Source organism: Paraburkholderia silviterrae, from assembly GCF_004353915.1.
Lineage (GTDB): Bacteria > Pseudomonadota > Gammaproteobacteria > Burkholderiales > Burkholderiaceae > Paraburkholderia > Paraburkholderia silviterrae.
In genome coordinates, this window is sequence record NZ_SMRP01000001.1 from 94,896 (window position 1) to 117,092 (window position 22,197).

Genomic DNA, 22,197 nt, shown 5'->3' on the forward strand with positions numbered 1-22,197 from the left:
ATGGGTTCAGTGGCCATAGAGCAATTTCCCGATGGTTTCGTTGAGCACCGACAACTCGTCCTTTTTCATCACCGACCAGATCCGCTTCTGGCCATGGATGCCGTTGAAATCGCCCATATGGCAATCGCGGCACAAAGGCAATGACGTGAACCAGGCACCCTGCACGATCTCGTGCGCGTCGCTCGGTCCGGGAGCACCACACACGCCGCACGCCATCTGCTTGATCGTGGCGATGTGCGCTCGCTCGCGTGCGGTCGGTGCGGGTTTGTTTTTCGACTGCATGGCTCACTCCTCGAAACCGCGGCTTGCGCGCGGCTTCGTGCGCGGCACCGGGATGTATCCGCCGGCGAGATCAGCGAAACGCGCCTGCTCGTGGATAAACGCCGTGTATGCGGTTCCGGTCGGGCCGTTGCGTTGCTTGGCGATGTTGATCTCGGCCACGCCCTTGTCGGGCGAATCCTCGTTGTAGACTTCGTCCCGGTACAGGAACAGGATCGTGTCGGCATCCTGCTCAATCGCCCCCGAGTCGCGCAGGTCGGCCATAATCGGCCGCTTGTTCGGGCGATTCTCAAGCGCGCGGTTCAGCTGCGAGAGCGCGATCACTGGCACGTCGAGTTGCTTGGCCAGCGCCTTCAGGCCCGCCGAGTAGCTGCCGATACGCAGGTCGTGCCGCTCATCTGGGCCACCCGTCATGAGTTGCAGGTAGTCGACAATGATCATCTTCAGCCCAGCCTTGCGCTTGAGCGCGCGACTGCGGCTCGCAATGTCCGCAAGCGTGAGGCCCGCGCTGTCATCGACGGCCAGAGAAAGCTCCGAGACAACTTGCACGGCGTGCGTGAGCTTGGGCCACTCGGCGTCCGACATGCGCGAGCCATTGCGCAGGACATGCAGTGGCATGTTGCCGTGGCGTGCGAGCGAGCGGCGCGTGAGCTGGTCGGTGGGCATCTCGAGCGAGAACACTGCGACCGGCAGCTGATGCTCGATGGCCACGTGCTCGCCGATCTCCATCGCAAGCGCCGTCTTACCCATCGAGGGACGACCGGCCAGAACGATCAGGTCTCCGCCGTTCACGCCTCCGCCGAGCTTGAAATCGAGATCCTTCAGGCCCGTGGAGATCGCCATCGGCTCTTCGCCGTGATACTCGCGATCCAGACGCTCGACAACGCGCGAGAGCGACGGCCCGAGGAACTGCGGACCCTCGGCGCGGTCTTCCGACAGCGGCTCGAACTTCTCCTGTGCGTAGGCGATCAGCTCGTCCACGCTCTTGCCGTTGCGATGGAACACTTCGGCCGTCACTTCGTCGGCCGCCGAGATCAGCTGGCGCATCTTCGCTCGGTCGATCACGATCTGCGCATAGCGAGCGATGTTCGCCGCACCCGGCGTGCTGCCCACGATGGCGTTGAGGTACTTGAGGCCTCCGGTTTGCTCAAGCTTGCCAGAGGCACCCAGCGCCTCGTACACCGTCATCACGTCTGCGGGTCGGTTGCTCACGATCAGCTTCGCGATCGCGTCGAAGATGATGCGGTGTTCGTAACGGTAGAAGTGCTCGGCGCGCAGATTCATGATCACGTCGAACGCGTCGTTCTTGAGCATCAGCGCGCCGAGAACGGATTGCTCCATCTCGAGCGAATGAGGCGGCACGCGCACGTTGCCTTCGTCGAAGTTTTCGGGGGCGTTCATGCGGCGGTCCTCGTGAACTGACCGCCCTTGACCTTCGTGAATCCTTCGCGCCCGATGAGCCACTCGAACCCGCAGCGCGGCGGAACGTCGACATTCTCTGCAACCCACGGGAAATAGCGCCGCCAGAATTCAGGGTCTTTGCGGCTGAAGGTCAGAAAGTCGTCGATCAAACTCGCGCGGTCTTCAACGAACACTCCGAGATCGACATTGCCAAGTCGCTCGCCAAGCGAAGCGTTGAACGCCTCGATCACCTCGAGTTGCTTCGGCGAATAGTCGACCGTCAGTTCGTCTTGCCAGCGGGCGTTGTTGATCCATGTTGACGCATGCGGAACAAATTTTTTCTGCTTCCACTGCTCTGTGCGGCTAGCCCTTCCGAGAGCGACGAGAATTTCCTCCAAAAGCGAGTCATCAGGACAGAGCTTGTCGAAAGCCTTCTGCGCGCTCTTCTTTTCGACCTTCCTCGGATACAGAGACCAGAAAATGTCGAATCGCTCGCGAAGCGAGTGAGGGAAGGTTTTTGTCTTTTGGTAGTTGTCTTTTGAAGGGTTGTCTTTTGTGGTTACCGATTCGGTAACGGTGGGGGTTACTGATTCGGTAACCCCAGGGTTACTGATTTGGTAACCCTCTGAGGGCGTTTCTGGGGTTACCGATTCGGTAACGGTGGGGGTTACTGATTCGGTAACCCCAGGGTTACTGATTTGGTAACCCTCTGAGGGCGTTTCTGGGGTTACCGATTCGGTAACGGTGGGGGTTACTGATTCGGTAACCCCAGGAGCCTGAGCTTCGTCCATTTTTTGGTCGGAAATTTCGATGGTTTCAGGGGCATTAAGGGTTACCAATTTGGTAACCCCCTCATCTCCCGTGGACGCCTTTGGAGTTACCGATTCAGTAACCTCAACCCATGTCTGATAGCGTTTGTTAACGCCGATGTGATGGCCGAACTTTCCCACCTCTCGAATGAGGATTCGCCGATCGACGAGGCCGCGCACGGCGACGCTGACGTGAGCTTTGGCAAGACCCGTCATTGACGCGAGCTGCGACAAGCCAATGTCGTCGGATTTTTTGTTGAAACCATACGTCTTTCGAATCACGGCCATAAGGACGGCCCACTGCCGCGCCGTGAGACGAGCCCCGATTAGAGCGTCCATGAGTTCGTTTGCCAGTCTTGTGTAACCGTTCTCGAGTTGCGGCGACTCGTCTTGCACATCGTCACCTTATTCTTCGAATCCGCGACATTGGGGAGGCCAAAAAATCGGGTCATGGTTTTGGCTATGGAAATGGCTCAGAAGAAAGTCCCTCTTCGCATCTGCCTCGGCGTGCCACATATAGACCGCGTATTCCACATGACAGACGTCATGCGCATACGCACGGATCGTGTCCCCGATTTCCTCAAGCGGCGCCCTGAAAAACTCTCGCGACGAGTTGACCCGATACTTCGCAAGGTCACCGTGTATCCCCGCCTCGACTTCCCTGGGATCAGACACCTGGGCGTACATCACCAAGTCGAAAGGAAGCGGAACCGCAGTCGCCTTCGAGAGTTCATCCATGCGCTCGCGAGGGGCGCGATCCGTCATACCGATCTTGTAGATTCCGGGCATTGCGTCATTCCCAAGGACATAGACGAATCCGTAGCTCATTGACGGGTTTCTCCCTGTTTTTTGACGTACTCGCGCAGCAGAACAAGCGCATCGCCAGCCTGCCAGCGCGCGACCTCGAGCGACTGCGCGTCCATAATCCGGTGAAGCAGTTCAGACACGCCGGCCAGGAACGGATCGTCAATCGGTAGCGCGATGACGAGCTTCGCGTGCTCAGAGCGCGCGGCGAGCGCAGCCTCGTCGTCTGAAAGTGGTTTGTCGCGTTTCATACGAGCGCCCCGATAACGCAAAGCACGGCGCATACACCCAGGAGAACCATCCCGAAGAGCGTCATAGGAACCTCCAGCCGCAGCCAAACCAGACGGCGAGTAACGCGTAGAAAAATCCGTCTATGAAAAAGTCAAGCATGCTAGACCCCCTTCCAACTTTTCTCGGAAGAAACACGGCAGATGGTCGATGAACTCACGCCAAACCGTCTGGCAAATTCTCTGCATCCCCATTGATGTCCGGTTTTCATCGCATACGCACGACGAATTTCGTCGACTTGCGCTTGCGTAAGCTTTGCCAAATGATGGGTTTCTCCACAGTAGTAAGTGCCGTTTGCTTTCTTGTCCTGCATATTTCCGGCTTGGGTATCCCACCGGAGATTGGAGTCATTGCTGTTCGACACGTCATTGTCGTTATGGCAAACGACTTGTCCTTTCAATCCTCGTCCGATCCATGCGAGTGCCACACAGCGATGAACCCAATGGGCCTTGCCGAGCGCGATAAACTTGAAGTAACCGCGGTACGGCTGGGGCGTCATTTCCCACATTCCATTAGGCCTTCCAATGCGCTTAACATTGGAGAAAACGCGGCCATCACGAGAGACGAAATATCCGGGCAAGCCGGGAATCGCTCTAAGCTCCGGCACATCCAACATCACCCTCTCCCGTGCAGGTAGTCGCGCACATACGCCACGGCGAAAATTGTGGCAATGCCGGCGCCCACGATCAGGCCCACCCAGAACTGGTTCATATGATCGATTCCGTAAAGACCACGAAGCGCCACTTAGTCAGCCTCGTCGGGGGGAACGCCTGCCACCACCGCGAGGCGTTGCCTGTGTAGCCTCACTACATGTTCTCGACCCCAGACACGCACCATGAGCATCTCGCGGATCATTTCTGATAGGCCGAGCCCTGCCTCGTTAGCTAGGCGCTCAAGCTCTTCTTTCGTGGCGTCGTCGATCCGAATCTTCGGAACCTCCGCCGTCAGTTGCCCAAACGGGCCTGTTCGTCCGCGTGCCATGCCATCACCGATTCGGTTGTCGTTCAAATTTCCCCCGGTCCAGACGTGTTTCCCCATGCAGATTGCCGGCACCTTGTGGTGCTCTCGGTTTGGGAGACAGCGGTCAGGCGGGCGCTTGTACGTCCTCAGACTTCTCGTTGAGACCCTCGAAAACATCTGGGCGCACGAGCCTCAAGAACTGCAGGCGATATTTCGGGATGCCGTCGGAGCGCCATCCGTGCACGGATGGCGGCTTGATATCGAACAGCTTGGCGACAGCGGTAGTCCCGCCCAAGCGGTCGATGATGGTGTTCGCTTCGTCGTTCATCGCGGAGTCCTCGTTGCCTCTAGGCTTCATTTTAGGCGCACCTAATATCAAAAAGCAAGGTACACCTAACAGCAAATGTATTAGGCTAGCCTCATGAAGACATGGAACCAACGACTGAAGGATGCCCTCGCGGAAAGCGAGGAATATCAGGGCAACGCGAACCGGTTTGCCGGGGATTTAGGCGTCTCTGCGCCAACTGTGGCTGCGTGGATAGCGGCCGGGAACATCAAACCGGCGCAGGACATTCGCGCTGCGCATCTGATCAATGCATGCGGTCGACTACACGTGACGCCCGAGTGGATTCTGTTCGGTAGAGCACCAAAAAATGCATCAGGCATCGTTGTAAACCCTGATGCAAACGTTACCGGTTCAAATAGTGAGGCGGTAATTCCGGTACTAATCAAGCGCTTACAATCCATTCATAAAGAGGTTCAGGAAATCCTCGCAGTTGCTCAGGGTTTGCCCGTAGAATCCATCCCGCCTGAATCACCACATGATATGAGCATTGCTTCGGTCATACATGACGTCGAGGCAACGAAAGGGTTGGCTGGCGGTATTCGACAAGAGGGCAAAGAACATGGGCATGGCAGAAGCAGACAATCGCGCAAGCGTAGTGGCAAGACTTGATGACTACCGGCCACGTCCGGAACCGCCAGGGAGCCTCACATTGGCGGACTACCAAAAGGCGCTCGCCGATCTGGCCGCCGCTGCAAACAGCATCTTGGCTGTCACCCAAATTCTTGCCCGAATAGGCCCGCCGCCGCACTGATCATCTGATTCCCTTAGCCCGCTTAGGCGGGCTTTTTTGCGCCCTCGGTATAAGGTCGGCCTAAAATATCTCTTGACTGTTAGATTAGGCGCACCTAAGATTTATCTCATCAGCACCACAACACGGCACACGCCGGGACACATGGAGAGCGAGATGGAACACGGAACGGTTCGCGATATCGACGCAGGCACCGAGCACGCGGGCGTGCTGCGCGATAACCAGACGGTTGCCTTTGTCGTCGGCAAGCTCACGCGCTATGTGGCGCTTGAAGACTTCGCTGAGCTCGGCCTGAAGTGGAAGCCCCTTTCGACGCGCGGCGACATGGTGCCGCCCGAGTGCCGCCGCGAGCCCATCGACTCCCCGCAGTTCTTCCGCACCTAAACCGCCACCAAAGGTATCGGGGATGCAGGTCTATTCCTGCCGCCCCGCCAATCCACAAAGCATGGAGAAGATCATGACCACCGAAATCACCGATTTGACAATCAAGATTCCCGATCTCGCAGAAGGCGAGATCTATCTGGGCGGTTTCATCGACGGCGCAGGTCGCGTGACGCACACGATTCTCCTGCCGGGAGACAACGACGACGCCAAGTGGCAAGCGCAGCTCGACTGGGCGCAAAGCATCGGCGGCGACTTGCCCACGCTAGTGGAACTCGCCGTTGCGTTCGAGAAGCATCGCGATCAATTCAAGCGTGATTGGTATTGGTCGAACCAGGAAGACGAGGACGACACCGCGTGCGCCTGGTATCAGAGCTTCAGCTACGGCGATCAGGACTATTACCGCAAGGACGTCAGCTATTGCCGCGCGCGTGCCGTCCGCAGATTGTCAATTTAGTTATTCAGTCATTCGAAAGAACCCACAGGCGAGAAGCCGCAGCACCCACGCGAGCAGTCGCAGGCGTGGGCCTCTTGCCGACGGAGGGGTCGTCGGCCACCTGCCGAAGAAGTTGAACACACTCGGCTGCGGGACGCGAGTAACCCGCATCTTCAAAAGTGATCGTTTGTCGTCACCGGCCGGGCCCCGGTGAAACGCTTCTCCTGACACGTAAAGCGCGGCGCAACGTTGCCTTATACGAGCGTCAAACGGTCACCTCTGAGGATGGAACATCCTGGCAACGGAGATGGTCATGCGAGTCCAACTTTGGGATGAATTGACAGTGCCAGACGTCGAGTATGTGCCGCGTCTTTACTGCCCGGAGTGCCGACGCGATACGCGCTACCTCTATGACGCATTCGATATTCCGGAATGCCTGGAACACACGCAAGACGAGGTCGAATCATGAGACTGCACAACTGGATAGTCGTGCTTGACTGCGCGTACATGGAATACACAACGTGGCTCGGAAAGAACGTCTACCGGCGCACGGTCGATTACGGCCGGGTCGTGTGGTGCTGAGATGAAGCCGCACATCTATAAACGCGGTCGCTGGCACGTGCGCGTGGCTTCTTCGTTCTACGTGACGTTCAGCTTCGCGAGCTTCGAAGGCGCCTGCCGCTGGGCCAAGCGCATTGCTGATTAACGGGGTAACCATGAACCACATAACCGACGAGCGCTTTCTAGTCTGCGAACCGTTCTATCTGGTTTTGGCATTCGTCGCGGGATCGTGTTTCGCGGGATCACTCTTCGTTCTTCTTCTCCTCTCCGGGAGTTTGGCATGTCAGTGAACCTGAAGATGTTCGATGCGGCTGAAGTGCAGCGCAAACAGACATTGCGCGAGTGGGCCGAGTATGTCGACAGCGTCGAAGAGCGCATTGCACGCGCCCGAGAACAACTCGGCGACCGTTATCTGCTTCATCCGTCGAACCGTGTTGTGCGCCGTGTTCGTCCGTATGGAAGTGTGAAGTGAAGGACTTCGGCCAATGGTTTAACGACCAGCGCCCCGCAGAAAAGACACGCGCTAATCACGAGGACGATCTGCAGGAAGACGGAACGGCTTGGCAGATGGCGGATGGCACGTGGCAGGTCCGTTGCTGCTGTTGCGATGAGGATTTCGAACTGCCTGTCGACACGATGGAAGTTGTGTGCGGTCAGGAATTTTACTGTGGTGGTTCTGAGAGGTGCTGTCCATGAAAAACTTTCTGAAAGGAGCGGGCCAACTCCTGCTGATCTGGCTGGCCATCATCGCTCTGGTTGTATCCACCGCTGCGATTCTCGCTGCGACCGATCCGCTGAAGGACATTCCCTATGTGAGCACGAGGGGTGCGGTGTGAGCAACCTCACCATCCGTGCTTCGGCATTCGGCGGATTCTTCGATTGCGCCTACCGTTTCGAAGGCACGTATCTCCTCGGCATGAAAAACGCTGCAGGTGTACGCACGCTGCTTGGCAGTGCGACCCACAGCGGCACCGCCGCATTCGACGCGGCCCACCTGCGCGGCGAGGACATTACGCCTGACGATGCGGCCGGCGTGTTCGTGGACGCTCTGCGCAATCCCGAGTACGACGTGGATGTGGCTGGCGACGATCTCTCGCTCAAAGAGGCGGAACGCATCGGTCTGACGCTCACCGCGAAATACTGCACCGAGATTGCTCCGCAGTTCCAGTACACCGCTGTGGAGATGACGCTGACGCCGCTTGAGATCGACTGTGGAGGCGGCGTGACGATCACCCTGACCGGCACGATGGATCGAGCGCGCGCCGCCGAGACTGACGCGGGAACGATCATTCCGGATGTGAAGACGGGTTCGAAGGTCGTGAGCAACGGCGTGGCGAACATCAAGGCACGCTCGGCTCAGACGGGAACGTACCAGCTCATGTACGAGCACACCATGAAAGAGCCCACAGCAGGCGCGCAGATCATCGCGCTCGGCACGAGCTCAAAAACGCCGGTTGCAGTGAGCCCCGTGTTTGATGCGCGCCGCGTGCTCGTCGGAAACGAGCAGACGCCGGGTCTGATTCAACTGGCGGCAGACATGTTCCGCGCCGGCACTTTCCCGCCTAACCCGAGCAGCGTGTTGTGTAGCAAGCGCTATTGCGCCCGCTGGTCGCGTTGCATCTACCGAGAGGATTGATATCCATGAATGCCCCACAAGCCGCGCGCACGCTCGCCGATGTTGCGCAAAAACCCGTCTCTGGTGTCGGAGTATCCGACATCACCGTCAGCATGTTTTCGGCGCAAGGTTTCGCGCTCGCACAGCGCATCGCTACGGCGTTCGCTTCAAGCGACGCGGTGCCCGCCCAGTTCCGCGCGTACAACCTCAAGCGCGGTGCGAATAACGTCGAAGAGTGGGTCGAGAACCCTGCGGCCATTGGCAACTGCCTGGTGGCGATTGAGGTCGCTCAGGCCGTCGGTATGTCGGTGACTGCGGTCATGCAAAACGCCGACATCATCGAAGGCAAACTTCGCTGGTCGGGCAAGTTCGTCATCGCCGCGATCAACGCCTCGCGCCGCTTCACGCCGCTGCGCTTTGACATCCAGAACTTCGGGATGATCAAGGCGACGTACAAGGAAAAAGGTGCGTGGAACAAGGAACTGAAGCGTTACAACATGACCGAGAAGGAAGTTCAGGTCGAGAACCTTCAGTGCATCGCGTGGGCCATTCCTGCGGGCGTCCCAATGCCCGCTGGTGTGTACACCCTGGCGCAGGCGCGCACGGCTGGCCTGCCCGTCATTGAGTCGGCCCCGGTATCGATTCGCATGGCGGTCGAGGAAGGCTGGTACGCGAAGTCCGGCAGCAAGTGGCAGACCGAGATGAAGCACCTGATGCTCCAGTACCGTGCCGGCACGTTCTTCGGCAACATCCACGCGCCTGACATCGTGATGGGCATGGGGCGCACGAGCGAAGAAGAGCGCGACGTTGTCGACCTCACGCCCCAGCCCGATGGCTCTTACGCGGTCGATCTCGAAAAGCTTCGCCAGAACGGCAACGCGACACCGTCGGAGACTCACCCCGAGACTCCCAAGGCCGACGTAACCGACGTGAACGCGAAGGAAACGCCGAAGACCGATGACAAGCCTGATGAAGGCGCGGATAAGTCGACGCAGCAGACCCAACAGCAGTCCACCGGTCCGCTCAACGAAGCCCAGCTCATCGAGCGCATCAAGTCCGTTGCGTCGATGAACGAACTCGAAGGCTTGCGCGCCTCCATCGACGAAATCCCCGATCCGGACTCCGAGACTCGCGTTCTGGCCGTCTTTGTCGAGATGCAGCAAAAGTTCTCGCGCGCCAACCAGCGAGCCTCGCGCGGCAACCGGCCTTCGGCTGAGTAATTCCCATTTTTCGTGAACAGGAGTACGAGCATGGCATTCGAGTACGAACGGCAGTTGACGAAGCTACTTCACGTGAACCTGAGAACCGAGAAGCACGGCGATCAGGAAGTGCCCGCAATCGACCTGCGGTTCCGATACACGGCCAGCAACAACTCGCTCGTGATGTTCTCGCCAACGCTCAAGTCCTCTCTGTTCGAGAAGGAGGATTCTCCGCAAAAGCAGATCAATCCCGACCCGGACCACCTGACGGTGGTGAAGAACCCGAAGATGGGCCCGGTGCGCTGGGACGAGACCTATGAATGCGCGCGAGTCGTGATCCACATTGGAGCAAGCGGCAAGGAAGATGTGGTTCTCAACGACTGCAAGGTCAACAAGTGGCTCATCGAGGTCAAGGCAGGCGGCACGGTCATCTACGAGTACCGCGTGCAGGCGAACGCGAACGAGAAAGAAATCGCGAAGATCGCCGGTCTTTTGAACCACGAAATCTTCGTCACGCTCGATCCGGAAGGCGGCGAAGCCGAAGAGGAAAAGCCCGACACCGGCAAGGGTGCCAACGAGATCGCCGAGGAGCTGCGCGCAGCGAGGTCTCGCGGCGGGCGTGGCCGTCGTCAACTTTCGATGGTGGAATAGAACATGAAGATCAACCATATTCGCGCGAGCAACTTCGTGGGCGCGCGCGCAATCGACTTGCCAGTCGAAACGCCTGTGGTCGTTGTATGCGGCGAGAACGGCGCTGGAAAAAGCAGCCTTGCAGAGGCGATCAGCGCTGCACTGACGGGCGATATCTCGCGTGTGTCGCTCAAGAAGGAGTACGGCTCGATCGTCACCGAAGGCAAGAAAAAGGCCGAGGTCGTGCTCTCGACCGATCACGGCGATTGCAGCCTCACGCTTCCCGACGGCAAATGGCAGGGACTTCCGATCAACATGGACGCCCTGCCCTACGTGCTTCGCCCCTCACTTTTCGCGGAAAAAAAGGACACGGAGCGCCGCACGTTTCTGTTCGGCCTGACCGGCATCACCCTGAACGGTGCGACGGTCAAGCAGCAACTGATCGAGCGCGAGTGCAACGAAAAGAAGGTCGACACGGTGCTGCCGATGCTGCGCTCGGGCTTTCCCGCTGCGTGCGACTTCGCGAAGGACAAGGCCAAGGAAGCCAAGGGCGCCTGGAAGGGGGTGACTGGCGAGACATGGGGCAGCGACAAGGGCGACGGATGGGAAGCCGAAGTCCCCGAGTACGACGCGAAGCGCCTTGCTGCCGTCACTGAGCAACTGGCGACGGTCGACGGCAGGATCGAGGAGCACTCGAAGACGGTAGGCTCACTGAGCGCCAAGCGCGACGCGTACGTGAAGCATACCACCGCCGCTGAATCGAACGCGACGAAGGCCAAGGAACTCACGCGCCTGACCGAGAAACTGGCGTTCGACGAAGCGGAACTGGCCAAGGCCAAGCAGGCGCTTGCCGAAGCACAGCAGCGCGCCGGTACCGCGCCGCGAGAAGGCCTTGTGCATGATCTGGCGCGCGGCGTCGATTACCTGCTCGCCTTCATGGATGTGGATGGACAGTCCGACGAAGAGCGCGAGGCTCGCGACGCACTGGCCGCCTACGAGAAGCAGTACGGCGCCCTCAATGGGGCCGTGAACGATCCCGAAGCTCGCGCCGCGATTCCCGCACTCACTCAGGCGCGCGACCTGATGGCGCGCTCTGTGGCGAACGACAAGCGCCTGATGGAGGACGCCAAAGCCGCCGCCGCGGCGCTCGAACTCTCAGCCGACGTCGAGAAGGTGACCGACGAGGATATCGGCGCTGCGCAGCGCTCGCTCGACGCCGCGCGCCAGCAACGCGGCACGCTCACCGCCGAGCAGGAGAAGCTGCGCAAGCAAAAGCTTGCCGCCGACACCGCCGCTGAGACGACGAAAAAAGCCGCGCAGCACCACGCCGATATCTCCGAGTGGCTTGTCATTGCCGACCAGCTCGCAACGGACGGCATCCCGGGCGAGATGCTCGCCAATGCTCTGAAGCCCATCAACGCGCACCTCGAAGAGTCGTCGGTCTCCACCACGTGGCCCGCAGTGACGATCGACTCCGACATGACGATCCGCTATGGCAAGCGCCTCTACTCGCTGTGCTCGGAAAGCGAGCGCTGGAGAGCGGACGCGATGATCGCTGTGTCGATCTCGTGCCTCTCTGGATTGAAGCTCGTGCTGCTCGACAGGATGGACGTACTCCAGATTTCGGCTCGCGGTGACCTGCTCGCGTGGCTTGACGAGATGGCCGATTTCGGTGATCTCGACACCGCGTTTGTCTTCGCGACGCTCAAGCAGTTGCCGACTGGATTGTCCGAACGAATGGCTGCGCATTGGATCGAGAGCGGCGCGATTGCGGTTGCTGAAGCTACTGCCGAGACCGCGTAACAGATTGATATTTGGGAAACCTCCATGGAACTCCTACTCGTATACGACACTGAGACGAACGGACTCCCCTTGTGGAACGAACCGTCTGAGGCTCCGGGACAACCGCACATCACGCAACTCGCCGCCGAACTATGCGACGAGAAAAACGGCAACGTGATCGCGACGATGGACACGCTGATCAAGCCTGACGGCTGGACCATCCCTGACGACCTCGCTCAGCTTACCGGCATTACCACCGAGCGCGCCCTTGCCGAAGGCATCCCGATCGAGGACGCGCTGAAGCAGTTCCACGACATGTGGGTGCGCGCCTCGCTCAGGGCCGGTCACAACGAAAGTTTCGATGCCCGAATGATCCGCATCGAGTACTTCCGGCAACTCGACGCTGACGACCCGTTTCACGACAAGTGGAAATCGGCGCCCGCTTTCTGCACCCAGGGCAAGAGCACGAAGATCATCAACCTGCCGCCCACCGAGAAGATGATCAAGGCTGGCCGCCGTCATGCGAAGTCGCCGAACCTTGGCGAGGCCTACAAGTTCTTCACCGGCAAGGATCTCGAAGGCGCGCACAACGCGGCGGTCGATCTGATGGCCTGCAAAACCGTCTACTACGGGATCAAGGCGCACGGCTCGAAGGTGGCAGCGTGAGAGCCGATATCGAAAAGTACCTCGCGACGGTACAGCATTCGACCTCGAAGACGATCGCCGACAGGATCGGCATCGAGCGCGGCGAGGTATGCGCGGAGCTAAACCGCATGCACTCCGAAGGCGTCATTGAGCGCGGCAAGAAGCCGGGCGGCGGTAACGAGTACCTGTACTGGCTCATGCGCAACGACGACGTTGAAAGGCTTGAGGCGGCCATCGGTGCTCCGACCATGCCTGCCGTTCAGAGCGAAGCGTCCCAGGATCCTCAGGTCGAAATGGAAAAACCGGAAGCTGCTCAGGACGAACTCGACCGCGTGCTACGAATCGCCGAACTCGAAAAGGAGCGCGACGACCTGCGCACGAAGATTTTCGACCTCACGCGTAGCGGCGCCAACCGTCAAGACAAGATCGGCTCTCTTGAGGCGAAGGTCGAAACGTTGCGCACCGAAGTGGAGGCCGTCACCGGGCAGCGCGACGAACTGCGTCGGGAGAACCAGAGCCTCTCCTCCAAATGCAGAGTGCTCCAGGCTCAACTCAACGAGTACGACGAACGCCATCGCTTCGAGATGTGGTTTCACGCGCACCCCGAGTGGCAAGGCGAATCGGAAACCATCAAAAACCGGATGCTCGAAGCGTGGCTTGAGCGCTCGCGAGTTCTGGAGGTCGAGGTATGACGGTCCAGCAAGACCTGTGGCAGATCCTGAGACGCCTGGAACACGCCGACATTCCTGCAGAGGATCGCGAGTCTCTGCGCCCCGCGTTCGCTGCGCTGCATGGCTGCGAAGCGGTACCTCTGGACGAAGCCAAGATTGCACGCATTCGCGCGCTGGACGCGTACCTGGGAGAGTAATCAGACACATCGATTCTCGACAAAAGTACCGCTTGACGTATTGACCTCATGTTTTCCATAGACGGAGAAACCATGCAACAGATTCAATTGCCCCCTCTCTCTGAAGGCGAAGTTTATGTCGGCGCTATCGGCGACAAGAACGGCGACTACTACCACGTCATTCTGCTTCCTGGCGACCACGAGTGCGATACGCACGCGGGTGCGAACGATTGGGCAAAGAGCATCGGCGGCGATCTGCCGAACCGCATCGAGCAGTCCATGCTGTGGGCCAATTACCGCGATCAGTTCAAGCAGGACTGGTACTGGAGCAACGAGACGTATCACCGCAACGACGCGTACGCCTGGTATCAGATCTTCTTCGACGGCAGCCAGAGCTACCGCCACAGGGACAACGTCGATTGCCGCGCGCGTGCCGTCCGCAGATTGCCGATTTAATCCTTTATCCATTTTCAGGGTGCTTCAATGACGATCACGCTCGAATCTATCAAGGCTGAACATTCTCGAATTTCCGACATGATCTCGGAGTTCGAAAAACAGCGTGCCGAACGACCTGCGCTGTACTTCCCCGAAACGACCATCAGCCTGCGTCCCGGCGAGGAATACGCAGGCCTGATTCTCGGCGAAGACGGCAAGCCGAGCTACCACCTGATCTTGATCCCGGGCGACGTCGACGGTAAGTCATGGTCGGACGCGAAATCGTGGGCTGCTGAGCAGGGAGGTGAGCTACCTACGCGTCGCGAGCAATCGCTGTTGTTCGCGAACCTCAAGTCGAATTTCGAAGCGCGCTGGTATTGGTCCGCGGAGGAATACGAAACGAATGACGCGTACGCCTGGTATCAGTACTTCTTCGACGGCAACCAGTACGGCAACCACAAGGGCGACTACTATTGCCGCGCGCGTGCCGTCCGCAGACAGACCATCGAGGCGTAAATGGCGACGATTGAAAGCCTGATGCGCCGAACCGTGACAGTTGGAGAATGTCTTGAATTTGCCGGCTACATCTGCAAGGCCGGTTACGGTCTCGTCTGGCATGAAGGAAAAAACCGGCTTGCGCATCGGGTTTCATTCGAGCTACACAATTCTCCGATCACCGGAACGCAGGACGTAATGCACTCCTGCGATAACCGGAAGTGCATCAACCCGGCGCATCTGAGCCTCGGTACGCGCTTGGACAACATGCACGACATGATCGCCAAAGGGCGCGACCGTCATCCGAAAGGGCTGCACGCTGGCAACGTGAAAGCAACGCCTGAAATCGTTGCTGAGATTCGTCGTCGATTCAAACCGTATAGCCGTACCGATGGGTCAATGGCACTTGCGCGCGAATATGGTCTTTCACAAGGAGCTGTGTGGGCGATTCTCGAAAGGAGAACATGGAAATGAGCGTCATGGCCAACAGCTACTTCGGACTTCTTCGGCAGGCGACGGCCAGCCATCAGGATCGAGCTCAGCTATCGAATGTCGTGCGAGCCCGCGGCCATGCGGTCGACGTTGCCTTCACAAAGACCTTTCGCGGCTCTGCCGTATAACCATTCATCGCGAGACGATCATGAAACAAGTAATTCAAGACGAAGGCGCGCGTCCGATCAAGATCTGGACAGATGAAGTCGAAGACAGTGCGCTGCAGCAACTTAAGAATATCGCGCGCTTGCCCTTCATCGCTGGGAATGGCGTCGCCTGCATGCCGGATGTTCACGCTGGCATCGGCGCGACGGTCGGCACGGTAATCGCGACAGACAAGGCCATCGTGCCCGCCGCAGTGGGCGTCGATATCGGTTGCGGCATGAATGCTGTTCGTCTGTCGCTGAAGGCATCCGATCTGCCGGATTCGTTGCTGGCCATTCGTCACCAGATCGAGCGCGACGTGCCGCTTGGTGCCGGAGGTTCCCATCAGTCCAACCGTCTGCCAGCGCTGCACGCAGGGCTGCATGATCGATATGCGGAGCTCGCGTGGAAGCATCGCGGCATCCACAACAAGAACATGCACGCCCAACTCGGCACGCTGGGTTCAGGCAATCATTTCATCGAGCTTTGCATCGACGAATCGCAGGACGTGTGGGTGATGCTGCACAGCGGCTCTCGCGGGGTCGGCAACCTGATCGGCCGATATTTCATCGAGCGCGCCAAACGCCGCATGGAGCAGTATTTCGTCAGTCTTCCCGACAAGGACCTCGCCTATTTTCCCGAGGATACCGACGACTTCAAAGACTACGTCGAGGCAGTGCAGTGGGCTCAGGACTACGCTCTGGAGAATCGCCGCGTAATGATGGAGTCCGTGATTGCCGCCCTGCGCCGGCACATCCTGGTCGACTTCACGATCACTCAGGAAGCGATCAACTGCCACCACAACTACGTCGAGAAGGAAAACCACTTCGGCCGAAATCTGTGGGTGACCCGCAAGGGCGCCATTCGAGCGCGCGAAGGCGATCTTGGGATCATTCCGGGATCGATGGGCCAGCGTAGCTACATCGTGCGCGGCAAGGGAAATCTCGAATCGTATTGCTCGTGCTCACACGGCGCTGGCCGGAAGATGAGCCGTGCCGCAGCGCGCCGGACTTTCACGATTGCCGATCTGGAAGCGCAGACGGCTGGCGTCGAATGTCGCAAGGACGATGCGGTACTCGATGAGATCCCGGCATCGTACAAGGACATCGACGTCGTGATGGAAAACCAGCGCGATCTGGTCGAAGTGGTGCACGTGCTGAAGCAGGTCCTTTGCGTCAAGGGTGCATAACCATGAACGAACGTTCCCCGATCACCTGGGAAGTGTGGCCCATCACCAATTCGGGACGGTGCTGCGGCCCGTCTGTCTGGGTCAAGGCACGCAATCGTCACGGCGCCGAGTCCGCCGGCAAGCGCTGGATGCGCACGCTCGGCAGATGCGCGCGCCAGGTGCATGCCGAGGTCTATCGGCCTGAGCTCGACCTTGAGATCCGGATGTACGTGCGCCGAGCATGAGCGAGCGCGAGTGGCACATCCACATGGCGAAGATCTACCTGAATCAGGCGATGGTCGTGCGCCGGCAGGGTATTCACCACGGCTGGCACGCGACACTCCTGCGTTGGGCCGCTTCACGCCGCCTTAAGGCCATAGCGAAACCCACCGAGCCCGCGCAACTAGATTTGTTTTAGTGAGACGAGAATGACCGAATTCGCCATACCGCAGATAGTTCGCCGAAAGTCCACTGGAGAATTTCTCATCACGCAAAAACGCTATGGCGCTACGGAGCATTATCCGGCTGGCTACAGGTGCTCACCGCTCAATAGCCATTCGACGATGGGATATCCAGACGATGACCTGGAGTCCGCACCGCCCCGCAAGTCAGGCGTCTTCGATTACGAGATCGACATCGTGCCGCGAGCGAGTGGGCTACTTGATTGGGAGCACGTCGAGCCTGCGAGGCTCGATCATACGCTCTCAAACGTCGCCGCATGTGCCGGGTGGGTGGCAATGCCGGGTATCGGATGGGTGACGAAGCCAGGATCGAACAGAAAGTCTTGGGCGCGCATCTTTCTGCATACGGCTCAGAACGGCGGCTATACCGGCCAAGCGCATGCGATCGTGTATGAGAGCGGCCCATACGAGTACCCGAAGCGCCTGCGTGAAGCCGTGATTCAGGCCGCAGTAGAGGCTACGCACAAGCGCAATGCGTCGCGCGGAAATCTCGCGGCAGCCGTGCTGGAGATGGAAGCGACGAAGTGCCACGAGAAAGAATGCGCGCTCCCGTCGGCGTGGCTGCTATCGATCTGCAAGCACGAGGTCATCGATTCGAGCACGCCATCGGGACGCATGCGCGGTTGGCATCCGGCGCATTGCTCGAAGTGCGGTATCAACCTGTCGGTCGATTCAAGCGATTAACGGAGCAAGCGATGCCCTGCACACCCTTTCGCCTGCCAGGCGGCATCAGCGGAATCGTCTGCACGCGAGGCCGCAAGCGTGTGCACCGCTGCTCTGTCGACGGCTGCAGCGCGCCGAGCGGCTTCCAGTGCGACTACCAGACGAAGCCGGGAAAGACCTGCGACCGGCACCTGTGCGCAGTGCATGCGCATCAGGTCGGAGCCGACGTTCACTTCTGCCCTGCGCACCTCGCGGAGTCGAGCGGCAAGAAGCAGGGCGATCTGTTCGCGACCACCACTCACGAGGATTGAACCATGGATGCGAAAGAACTGAAACTTGTGCCGATCGAGCCGGATGACGAGATGCAGACCGCCGGTGCTCTAGCGGTCCGCATGGACGCGACGGCTATCAACCGAATCTGGACTGCCAATGCGGTGTTTCGCGCGATGGTTGCCGCCGCACCCGCCGCTCTCCCTTCCGATGCAGCGCAAGCGCCGATCTATCAGGCAAAAGATCGGGACGCCGCAAAATGGCTTGACTGTAGCGAGTATGCGCACGCGCAGATGAGCAAGCAACCGGAAAGCTTCGATACACGTATCATCTACGCCGCTCCCGTCGCCCCTGCTGCGCCAGCACCGACCCATCTAGCAGACGGAACCGTGATCGACAAGAGCGTGGTGAAGCGGCTCGCTGTTCAGTTCGGCTTGTTGCCCGATGAAGCAGACCATAGCGATGAGCCGCGCCTCGACAAACGCGCCAAGGTCGGCAACACGCGCTTCGGCGTCGGCGTGAAGTGGTCTACGGTAATCGGCGCGGCCATCCGTCAATACGAATACGACGTGACGCCTGAGAAAGAGGCTCAACGCATCGCAGACGGGAAGGCGTTCTGGACTGACATCGTGCGGGCGTCAGCAGTACCGCAAGCCGGACTGACGGATGAGCAGATGGAGGCGCTGTCCGATTTCATTTTCCGCGACATGGGGAGCCCGAGCGACTGGACCGGCTTTGACCTCGATGGTGCGCGACGCGCGTTGCTCGCCGCTCATGTCACCGACCAGCGCGTGAGCGAAGATGCTGCGCTAGATCTATTGCCCATCACGGCCAAGGAGTGCGAGGCAGCACCACAATCCGGGGCGACGCTGAGGAATGAAGACACGACAAAAGGCTCTATCAGCATCCCAAGTGTTCAGCTGCATGGCGAAACCGGAGTTTTGATCACTGCCGTCTGGTGGGACAAGGAAAAGCCTTGGTTTCTTAATGTTCAGTTGTGCAATCCCTAAAGGACCTCTAGCCATGCCCCTCGTAGCCCTCATAGTTCTTCTCCCCATCTTCGAATGGCTTGGCGATCATGAATATTGGATTATCGGCGGCAGCGTCTCGCTGATTGCACTCGTCGCGTCTGTCTGGATTCGAGAAGCAAGGAGGGGGTCGTGACGGTCTATGTCGACCAGATGCGCGCCAAATATGGCCGCATGTTGATGTGCCACATGGTTGCCGATAGCGACGACGAGTTGCACGAGATGGCCGCAAAAATAGGCGTCGCACGCAAGTGGCACCAGAAGCCCGGCACGCCGCATTCCCACTACGATGTGTGCCAGGCGATGCGCGTGCGCGCGGTGAAGCTCGGTGCCGTCGAGATCGATAGACACGGGCTGGCCGAATTCATCAAGAGGAAACGGGCCGCCCTACAGGAGCCAGCATGACGACGCACAATGGAATGTTCTGGAGGCTGCGCGAGCTCGTGGACGCGCTCCCTGACGTCGACTTCGAGATCTGGACGAGCAATAGCTGGCGACGCGTCTATTTCGAGCGCGGATGTCCGGCGATAGAGCCTTGCGTGCAGCGCACGGACAACCATCCCGACCTGATGTTCGCGCCGGGCGTGGCCGCATACCTGGAGGCCGTTGGGCCGAAGCGCGTGCGCATGCTGCTTGACCTGATTGACCAGCAAGCGCGAGACCTCGCCGCCATGATGGAAGACAACGCGGCGCAGGCCAAGCTGGCGAGGGAAGCCTGCATAACGGCCGCGCAATGTACTTCGCTGCTACGCGACGTCGCGGCTCTCAAGCGCTATAACGCGAACAAGGCACGGCCGCATCTCGTGAACAACTACCACGTCCTGTCGGCGCCGCGTGACTTGCTGGACCGTATCGATGCGGTACTTGCGCAGAAGGAATGATGATGAGCGAGAACAGCAAGATCGAGTGGACAGATCATACGTGGACGCCGGTAGTCGGCTGCGATGCGGTGAGTCCCGCGTGCGCGAACTGCTACGCCGCGCTGATGGCCGCGCGCCTCGACGCGATGGGCATGGAGAAGTACCGCGGCGTCGCGGTGCGCGCCGGCGGCAAGGGCAAGTGGACGGGCAAGGTCAACTTCAGCGAGGCCGACCTCGTGAAGCCGTTGACGGTCAAGAAGGCGGCGCGTTGGTTCCTGACCAGCATGGGCGACGTCGCGCACGAGAAGCTGTCGGCCGAGCAGATCGCCGAGATGTTCGGCGTGATGGCGGTCGCAGGTGCCGAGGGACCATTCCATCGTGAGCAGGACGGCTACACGATCGACGGTTACTGGACCGCTTCAGACGGCAAGAAGGTGCCCGTCAAGTGGCCCAACATGCTCAGCGGGCCGCATACCTTCATGGTCCTCACGAAGCGCACTGAGCGGATGGCAGACCTGCTGTCGAGCTCGCGCTTCCTCAATTTGGTTGCTGGTGCTGCCTATCGCTGGGCGCACAACCGCGTCGCCGCCGGAGTGCTTTCGGATGGCATTGAGCATGGCCGCTGCTGGCCGCTGCCGAACGTCTTCATCGGGTGCACGGCAGAGGATCAGGAACAAGCTGACCTGAGGCGCCCGCACATGGCGCGCATCGCGGCGGATGGCTGGAACACGTTCGTGAGCTACGAGCCCGCGCTCGGCCCGGTGGACTGGACCGGTTGGGAATTCCTGAAGCAGTTGATCAGCGGCGGCGAGAGCGGGCCTAAGGCGCGGCCGTCACATCCGGACTGGCATCGTGACGCGCGCGACTTCGCTGGCGAGCATGAAATCGCCTACCTGTTCAAGCAATGGGGCGAGTGGGCGCCCGGTGAGAACTGCGGCGGCCCGATGAAGCGCACCGAGCATGTCGCGCACTGGTTCATCGATAAGTGGATGTTCAGCACGCTGACACCGAGCGGCTCGGCCGGCATGCACTATGACGATGAACCAACCGTCTATCGCGTCGGCAAGCGCACGGCTGGCCGCCATCTCGACGGCCGCACGCACGATGAATTCCCGGAGGCGCGATGACCGAGAAGGCGCTCAGCCTGAAGGAAGCCGCCGCGCTGCTCGGCGTCTGCTACTCCACCCTCTACACCCACAAGGAGGAGATGGGATTCTTCAAGGTGGGAGGACAGTGGCGCATTTGGCCAGACAAATTGAAAGGTGCGACGGAGTACAATCCCGACCGACCGGCGCGGACGGAACCAAGGAGTGAAAAATGTCAATCCGTAAGCGCAAAGGCTCCGACGTTTGGCACATTGATTTCCGCGCGCCAGGCGGCGGCCGAGTTCGACAAAGTACTGGAACAAGTGACAGGAAGGAAGCGCAAGAACTGCACGACAAGCTGAAGCACGAGGCATGGCGTGTGGCGAAGCTGGGCGAGAAGCCGCGCCACTGCTTCGAGGAGGGCGCGGCAAGGTTTCTCAAGGAAAGGATGGGCAAGACCACGATCACGAGCATGGCCGCCCAACTGGAGTACTTCTGCGGGATTTTCTCGGGGCGCGACCTGGCGTCGCTTACCCGGGCCGAGATCATGGCCGCCCTACCGGTAGATGCCGTTCGCAAGGGCCGCAAGGCCCCGCTGACGGCAGGCACTCGCAACCGGTATCTCTCGACGATTCGCGCGATGCTTTACGATGCCGCGGACAAGTGGGATTGGATCGAGAAAGCGCCCGCGCTGCCCGAGCTCGAGGAGCCAGCGATCCGCATACGCTGGATTACGCGAGACGAGGCGAAACGCCTGCTGCGCGCCTTGGGTGACGACTGCATGCGGGACTGCACGGCGTTCGGCTTCGCGACGGGGCTGCGGCAGGCCAACATTCTGAAGCTGGAATGGGCGCAGGTTGATCTCGTCGCGAAGCGGGCCTGGATTCACCCGGATCAGGCCAAGGCACGCAAGCCTATCGGCGTGCCGCTTAACGAGGAGGCGCTCACGATCCTGCGGCGGCAGATCGGCAAGAGCGATGAGTATGTGTTCGTGAGCGCGGGCGAGCCGCTCGATCGATGGGACGCGTACTGGTGGAAGGTGGCATGCAGGAAGGCGGGCATCAAGAATTTCCGGTTCCATGATGTCCGCCATACCTGGGCTAGCTGGCACGTGCAGGGAGGCACGCCGTTGCAGGTGCTCAAGGAGTTGGGCGGATGGGCGACATTTGAGATGGTCCTGAAATATGCGCACCTTGCCCCTGACCACCTTGCGCAGCATGCTAGCGCAGTTTTGATGCACGAACCACCGAAGCTCGTGGCAGTGAGCTAAGTCACGGCACGCTTTGGGCACAAACCCGGCGCGACTTTTCTTGAAAATCGCTAGAATCCTCACCGGGTAAGGGCTTGAGAGAGGCTGGCAGATGA

37 protein-coding genes are annotated in these 22,197 nt (G+C 59.6%); 29 read left to right on the forward strand and 8 right to left on the reverse strand.

Annotation, left to right across the window (positions count from 1 at the left end):
- Positions 1–6: 6 nt before the first annotated feature.
- The 8 genes from EYW47_RS00495 to EYW47_RS00530 all read right to left on the reverse strand — a co-directional run bounded on the left by EYW47_RS00495 (position 7) and on the right by EYW47_RS00530 (position 4,869).
- Positions 7–282: a hypothetical protein gene (locus tag EYW47_RS00495; RefSeq protein WP_133192936.1), complete on the reverse strand. Its 276-nt coding sequence runs from the start codon at positions 280–282 to the stop codon at positions 7–9.
- Positions 283–285: 3 nt separating this feature from the next.
- Complete coding sequence (dnaB, locus tag EYW47_RS00500; RefSeq protein ID WP_133192937.1) at positions 286–1,680, reverse strand: replicative DNA helicase; 1,395 nt, start codon at positions 1,678–1,680, stop codon at positions 286–288.
- On the reverse strand, positions 1,677–2,885 hold the full coding sequence (locus EYW47_RS00505; protein WP_133192938.1) for a replication protein: 1,209 nt from the start codon (positions 2,883–2,885) through the stop codon (positions 1,677–1,679). The genes dnaB and EYW47_RS00505 overlap by 4 nt, the downstream gene beginning before the upstream one ends.
- 9 nt (positions 2,886–2,894) lie before the next feature.
- The gene (locus EYW47_RS00510; RefSeq protein WP_133192939.1) at positions 2,895–3,317 is read right to left on the reverse strand and encodes a GIY-YIG nuclease family protein; all 423 of its coding nucleotides are present in this window, start codon (positions 3,315–3,317) and stop codon (positions 2,895–2,897) included.
- A complete protein-coding gene (locus tag EYW47_RS00515) occupies positions 3,314–3,544 on the reverse strand; it encodes a hypothetical protein (RefSeq protein ID WP_133192940.1) in 231 nt (76 codons plus the stop codon). Before EYW47_RS00515 ends, EYW47_RS00510 begins: the two co-directional genes overlap by 4 nt.
- A 140-nt stretch (positions 3,545–3,684) precedes the next feature.
- Positions 3,685–4,197 (reverse strand): HNH endonuclease, encoded by a 513-nt coding sequence (locus tag EYW47_RS00520; RefSeq protein WP_133192941.1) that lies wholly within the window; start codon positions 4,195–4,197, stop codon positions 3,685–3,687.
- A 128-nt stretch (positions 4,198–4,325) separates the two neighbouring features.
- Positions 4,326–4,718, reverse strand: a complete 393-nt coding sequence (locus EYW47_RS42610; protein WP_133192942.1) for a ribbon-helix-helix domain-containing protein — start codon at positions 4,716–4,718, stop codon at positions 4,326–4,328.
- Complete coding sequence (locus EYW47_RS00530; protein ID WP_133192943.1) at positions 4,666–4,869, reverse strand: hypothetical protein; 204 nt, start codon at positions 4,867–4,869, stop codon at positions 4,666–4,668. The genes EYW47_RS42610 and EYW47_RS00530 overlap by 53 nt, the downstream gene beginning before the upstream one ends.
- Before the next feature lie 93 nt (positions 4,870–4,962).
- Between EYW47_RS00530 and EYW47_RS00535 the strand changes: the two genes are divergently transcribed.
- The 29 genes from EYW47_RS00535 to EYW47_RS00650 all read left to right on the forward strand — a co-directional run bounded on the left by EYW47_RS00535 (position 4,963) and on the right by EYW47_RS00650 (position 22,102).
- Positions 4,963–5,496, forward strand: coding sequence for a hypothetical protein (locus tag EYW47_RS00535; RefSeq protein WP_133192944.1), 534 nt, complete (start codon positions 4,963–4,965; stop codon positions 5,494–5,496).
- A gap of 295 nt (positions 5,497–5,791) precedes the next feature.
- Positions 5,792–6,019, forward strand: a complete 228-nt coding sequence (locus EYW47_RS00540) for a hypothetical protein (RefSeq protein ID WP_133192945.1) — start codon at positions 5,792–5,794, stop codon at positions 6,017–6,019.
- A 73-nt stretch (positions 6,020–6,092) separates the two neighbouring features.
- Entirely contained in the window at positions 6,093–6,473 is a 381-nt protein-coding gene (locus EYW47_RS00545) for an Lcl C-terminal domain-containing protein (RefSeq protein WP_240763473.1), read from the forward strand.
- A gap of 292 nt (positions 6,474–6,765) precedes the next feature.
- The gene (locus EYW47_RS40670; protein ID WP_165976458.1) at positions 6,766–6,921 is read left to right on the forward strand and encodes a hypothetical protein; all 156 of its coding nucleotides are present in this window, start codon (positions 6,766–6,768) and stop codon (positions 6,919–6,921) included.
- 114 nt (positions 6,922–7,035) lie between these two features.
- On the forward strand, positions 7,036–7,158 hold the full coding sequence (locus EYW47_RS42355; protein WP_276322920.1) for a hypothetical protein: 123 nt from the start codon (positions 7,036–7,038) through the stop codon (positions 7,156–7,158).
- Positions 7,159–7,293: 135 nt separating this feature from the next.
- Complete coding sequence (locus EYW47_RS00550; RefSeq protein WP_133192946.1) at positions 7,294–7,485, forward strand: hypothetical protein; 192 nt, start codon at positions 7,294–7,296, stop codon at positions 7,483–7,485.
- The gene (locus tag EYW47_RS40675; RefSeq protein ID WP_165976459.1) at positions 7,482–7,709 is read left to right on the forward strand and encodes a hypothetical protein; all 228 of its coding nucleotides are present in this window, start codon (positions 7,482–7,484) and stop codon (positions 7,707–7,709) included. The genes EYW47_RS00550 and EYW47_RS40675 overlap by 4 nt, the downstream gene beginning before the upstream one ends.
- Entirely contained in the window at positions 7,706–7,849 is a 144-nt protein-coding gene (locus EYW47_RS41555) for a hypothetical protein (protein ID WP_165976460.1), read from the forward strand. Before EYW47_RS40675 ends, EYW47_RS41555 begins: the two co-directional genes overlap by 4 nt.
- Positions 7,846–8,649 carry a RecB family exonuclease gene (locus EYW47_RS00555; RefSeq protein WP_165976461.1) on the forward strand — a complete coding sequence of 268 codons (804 nt, stop codon included), beginning with the start codon at positions 7,846–7,848 and terminating at the stop codon, positions 8,647–8,649. Before EYW47_RS41555 ends, EYW47_RS00555 begins: the two co-directional genes overlap by 4 nt.
- Positions 8,650–8,654: 5 nt before the next feature.
- Positions 8,655–9,848 carry a hypothetical protein gene (locus EYW47_RS00560; RefSeq protein WP_133192948.1) on the forward strand — a complete coding sequence of 398 codons (1,194 nt, stop codon included), beginning with the start codon at positions 8,655–8,657 and terminating at the stop codon, positions 9,846–9,848.
- A gap of 30 nt (positions 9,849–9,878) precedes the next feature.
- Entirely contained in the window at positions 9,879–10,478 is a 600-nt protein-coding gene (locus EYW47_RS00565; protein WP_133192949.1) for a hypothetical protein, read from the forward strand.
- Positions 10,479–10,481: 3 nt separating this feature from the next.
- Positions 10,482–12,260: an AAA family ATPase gene (locus tag EYW47_RS00570; RefSeq protein ID WP_133192950.1), complete on the forward strand. Its 1,779-nt coding sequence runs from the start codon at positions 10,482–10,484 to the stop codon at positions 12,258–12,260.
- A gap of 24 nt (positions 12,261–12,284) precedes the next feature.
- Positions 12,285–12,905 (forward strand): 3'-5' exonuclease, encoded by a 621-nt coding sequence (locus EYW47_RS00575; RefSeq protein ID WP_133192951.1) that lies wholly within the window; start codon positions 12,285–12,287, stop codon positions 12,903–12,905.
- Positions 12,902–13,576 carry a hypothetical protein gene (locus tag EYW47_RS00580; protein WP_133192952.1) on the forward strand — a complete coding sequence of 225 codons (675 nt, stop codon included), beginning with the start codon at positions 12,902–12,904 and terminating at the stop codon, positions 13,574–13,576. Before EYW47_RS00575 ends, EYW47_RS00580 begins: the two co-directional genes overlap by 4 nt.
- Positions 13,573–13,752, forward strand: coding sequence for a hypothetical protein (locus EYW47_RS00585; protein WP_133192953.1), 180 nt, complete (start codon positions 13,573–13,575; stop codon positions 13,750–13,752). The genes EYW47_RS00580 and EYW47_RS00585 overlap by 4 nt, the downstream gene beginning before the upstream one ends.
- 72 nt (positions 13,753–13,824) lie before the next feature.
- The gene (locus EYW47_RS00590) at positions 13,825–14,187 is read left to right on the forward strand and encodes an Lcl C-terminal domain-containing protein (protein WP_133192954.1); all 363 of its coding nucleotides are present in this window, start codon (positions 13,825–13,827) and stop codon (positions 14,185–14,187) included.
- A gap of 27 nt (positions 14,188–14,214) precedes the next feature.
- Complete coding sequence (locus EYW47_RS00595) at positions 14,215–14,682, forward strand: Lcl C-terminal domain-containing protein (RefSeq protein ID WP_133192955.1); 468 nt, start codon at positions 14,215–14,217, stop codon at positions 14,680–14,682.
- Entirely contained in the window at positions 14,683–15,135 is a 453-nt protein-coding gene (locus tag EYW47_RS00600; RefSeq protein WP_133192956.1) for an HNH endonuclease signature motif containing protein, read from the forward strand. It abuts the gene before it with no gap.
- Positions 15,136–15,301: 166 nt separating this feature from the next.
- Complete coding sequence (locus EYW47_RS00610) at positions 15,302–16,486, forward strand: RtcB family protein (RefSeq protein ID WP_133192957.1); 1,185 nt, start codon at positions 15,302–15,304, stop codon at positions 16,484–16,486.
- Between the two features lie 2 nt (positions 16,487–16,488).
- Positions 16,489–16,710 (forward strand): hypothetical protein, encoded by a 222-nt coding sequence (locus EYW47_RS00615; protein WP_133192958.1) that lies wholly within the window; start codon positions 16,489–16,491, stop codon positions 16,708–16,710.
- Positions 16,707–16,883 (forward strand): hypothetical protein, encoded by a 177-nt coding sequence (locus EYW47_RS40685; RefSeq protein ID WP_165976462.1) that lies wholly within the window; start codon positions 16,707–16,709, stop codon positions 16,881–16,883. The genes EYW47_RS00615 and EYW47_RS40685 overlap by 4 nt, the downstream gene beginning before the upstream one ends.
- 10 nt (positions 16,884–16,893) lie before the next feature.
- Positions 16,894–17,610 carry a hypothetical protein gene (locus EYW47_RS00620; protein ID WP_133192959.1) on the forward strand — a complete coding sequence of 239 codons (717 nt, stop codon included), beginning with the start codon at positions 16,894–16,896 and terminating at the stop codon, positions 17,608–17,610.
- Positions 17,611–17,621: 11 nt separating this feature from the next.
- Positions 17,622–17,900, forward strand: coding sequence for a hypothetical protein (locus tag EYW47_RS00625; protein ID WP_133192960.1), 279 nt, complete (start codon positions 17,622–17,624; stop codon positions 17,898–17,900).
- 3 nt (positions 17,901–17,903) lie between these two features.
- Positions 17,904–18,869, forward strand: coding sequence for a hypothetical protein (locus tag EYW47_RS00630; RefSeq protein WP_133192961.1), 966 nt, complete (start codon positions 17,904–17,906; stop codon positions 18,867–18,869).
- A 150-nt stretch (positions 18,870–19,019) separates the two neighbouring features.
- Positions 19,020–19,292, forward strand: coding sequence for a DUF4031 domain-containing protein (locus EYW47_RS00635; RefSeq protein WP_133192962.1), 273 nt, complete (start codon positions 19,020–19,022; stop codon positions 19,290–19,292).
- Entirely contained in the window at positions 19,289–19,768 is a 480-nt protein-coding gene (locus EYW47_RS00640) for a hypothetical protein (RefSeq protein WP_133192963.1), read from the forward strand. The genes EYW47_RS00635 and EYW47_RS00640 overlap by 4 nt, the downstream gene beginning before the upstream one ends.
- A gap of 2 nt (positions 19,769–19,770) precedes the next feature.
- Positions 19,771–20,874 carry a DUF5131 family protein gene (locus EYW47_RS40690; protein WP_165976463.1) on the forward strand — a complete coding sequence of 368 codons (1,104 nt, stop codon included), beginning with the start codon at positions 19,771–19,773 and terminating at the stop codon, positions 20,872–20,874.
- On the forward strand, positions 20,871–21,194 hold the full coding sequence (locus tag EYW47_RS41565; RefSeq protein ID WP_240763474.1) for a helix-turn-helix domain-containing protein: 324 nt from the start codon (positions 20,871–20,873) through the stop codon (positions 21,192–21,194). The genes EYW47_RS40690 and EYW47_RS41565 overlap by 4 nt, the downstream gene beginning before the upstream one ends.
- Positions 21,195–21,211: 17 nt before the next feature.
- On the forward strand, positions 21,212–22,102 hold the full coding sequence (locus EYW47_RS00650; RefSeq protein ID WP_240763475.1) for a tyrosine-type recombinase/integrase: 891 nt from the start codon (positions 21,212–21,214) through the stop codon (positions 22,100–22,102).
- The last annotated feature ends 95 nt before the right edge of the window (positions 22,103–22,197 follow it).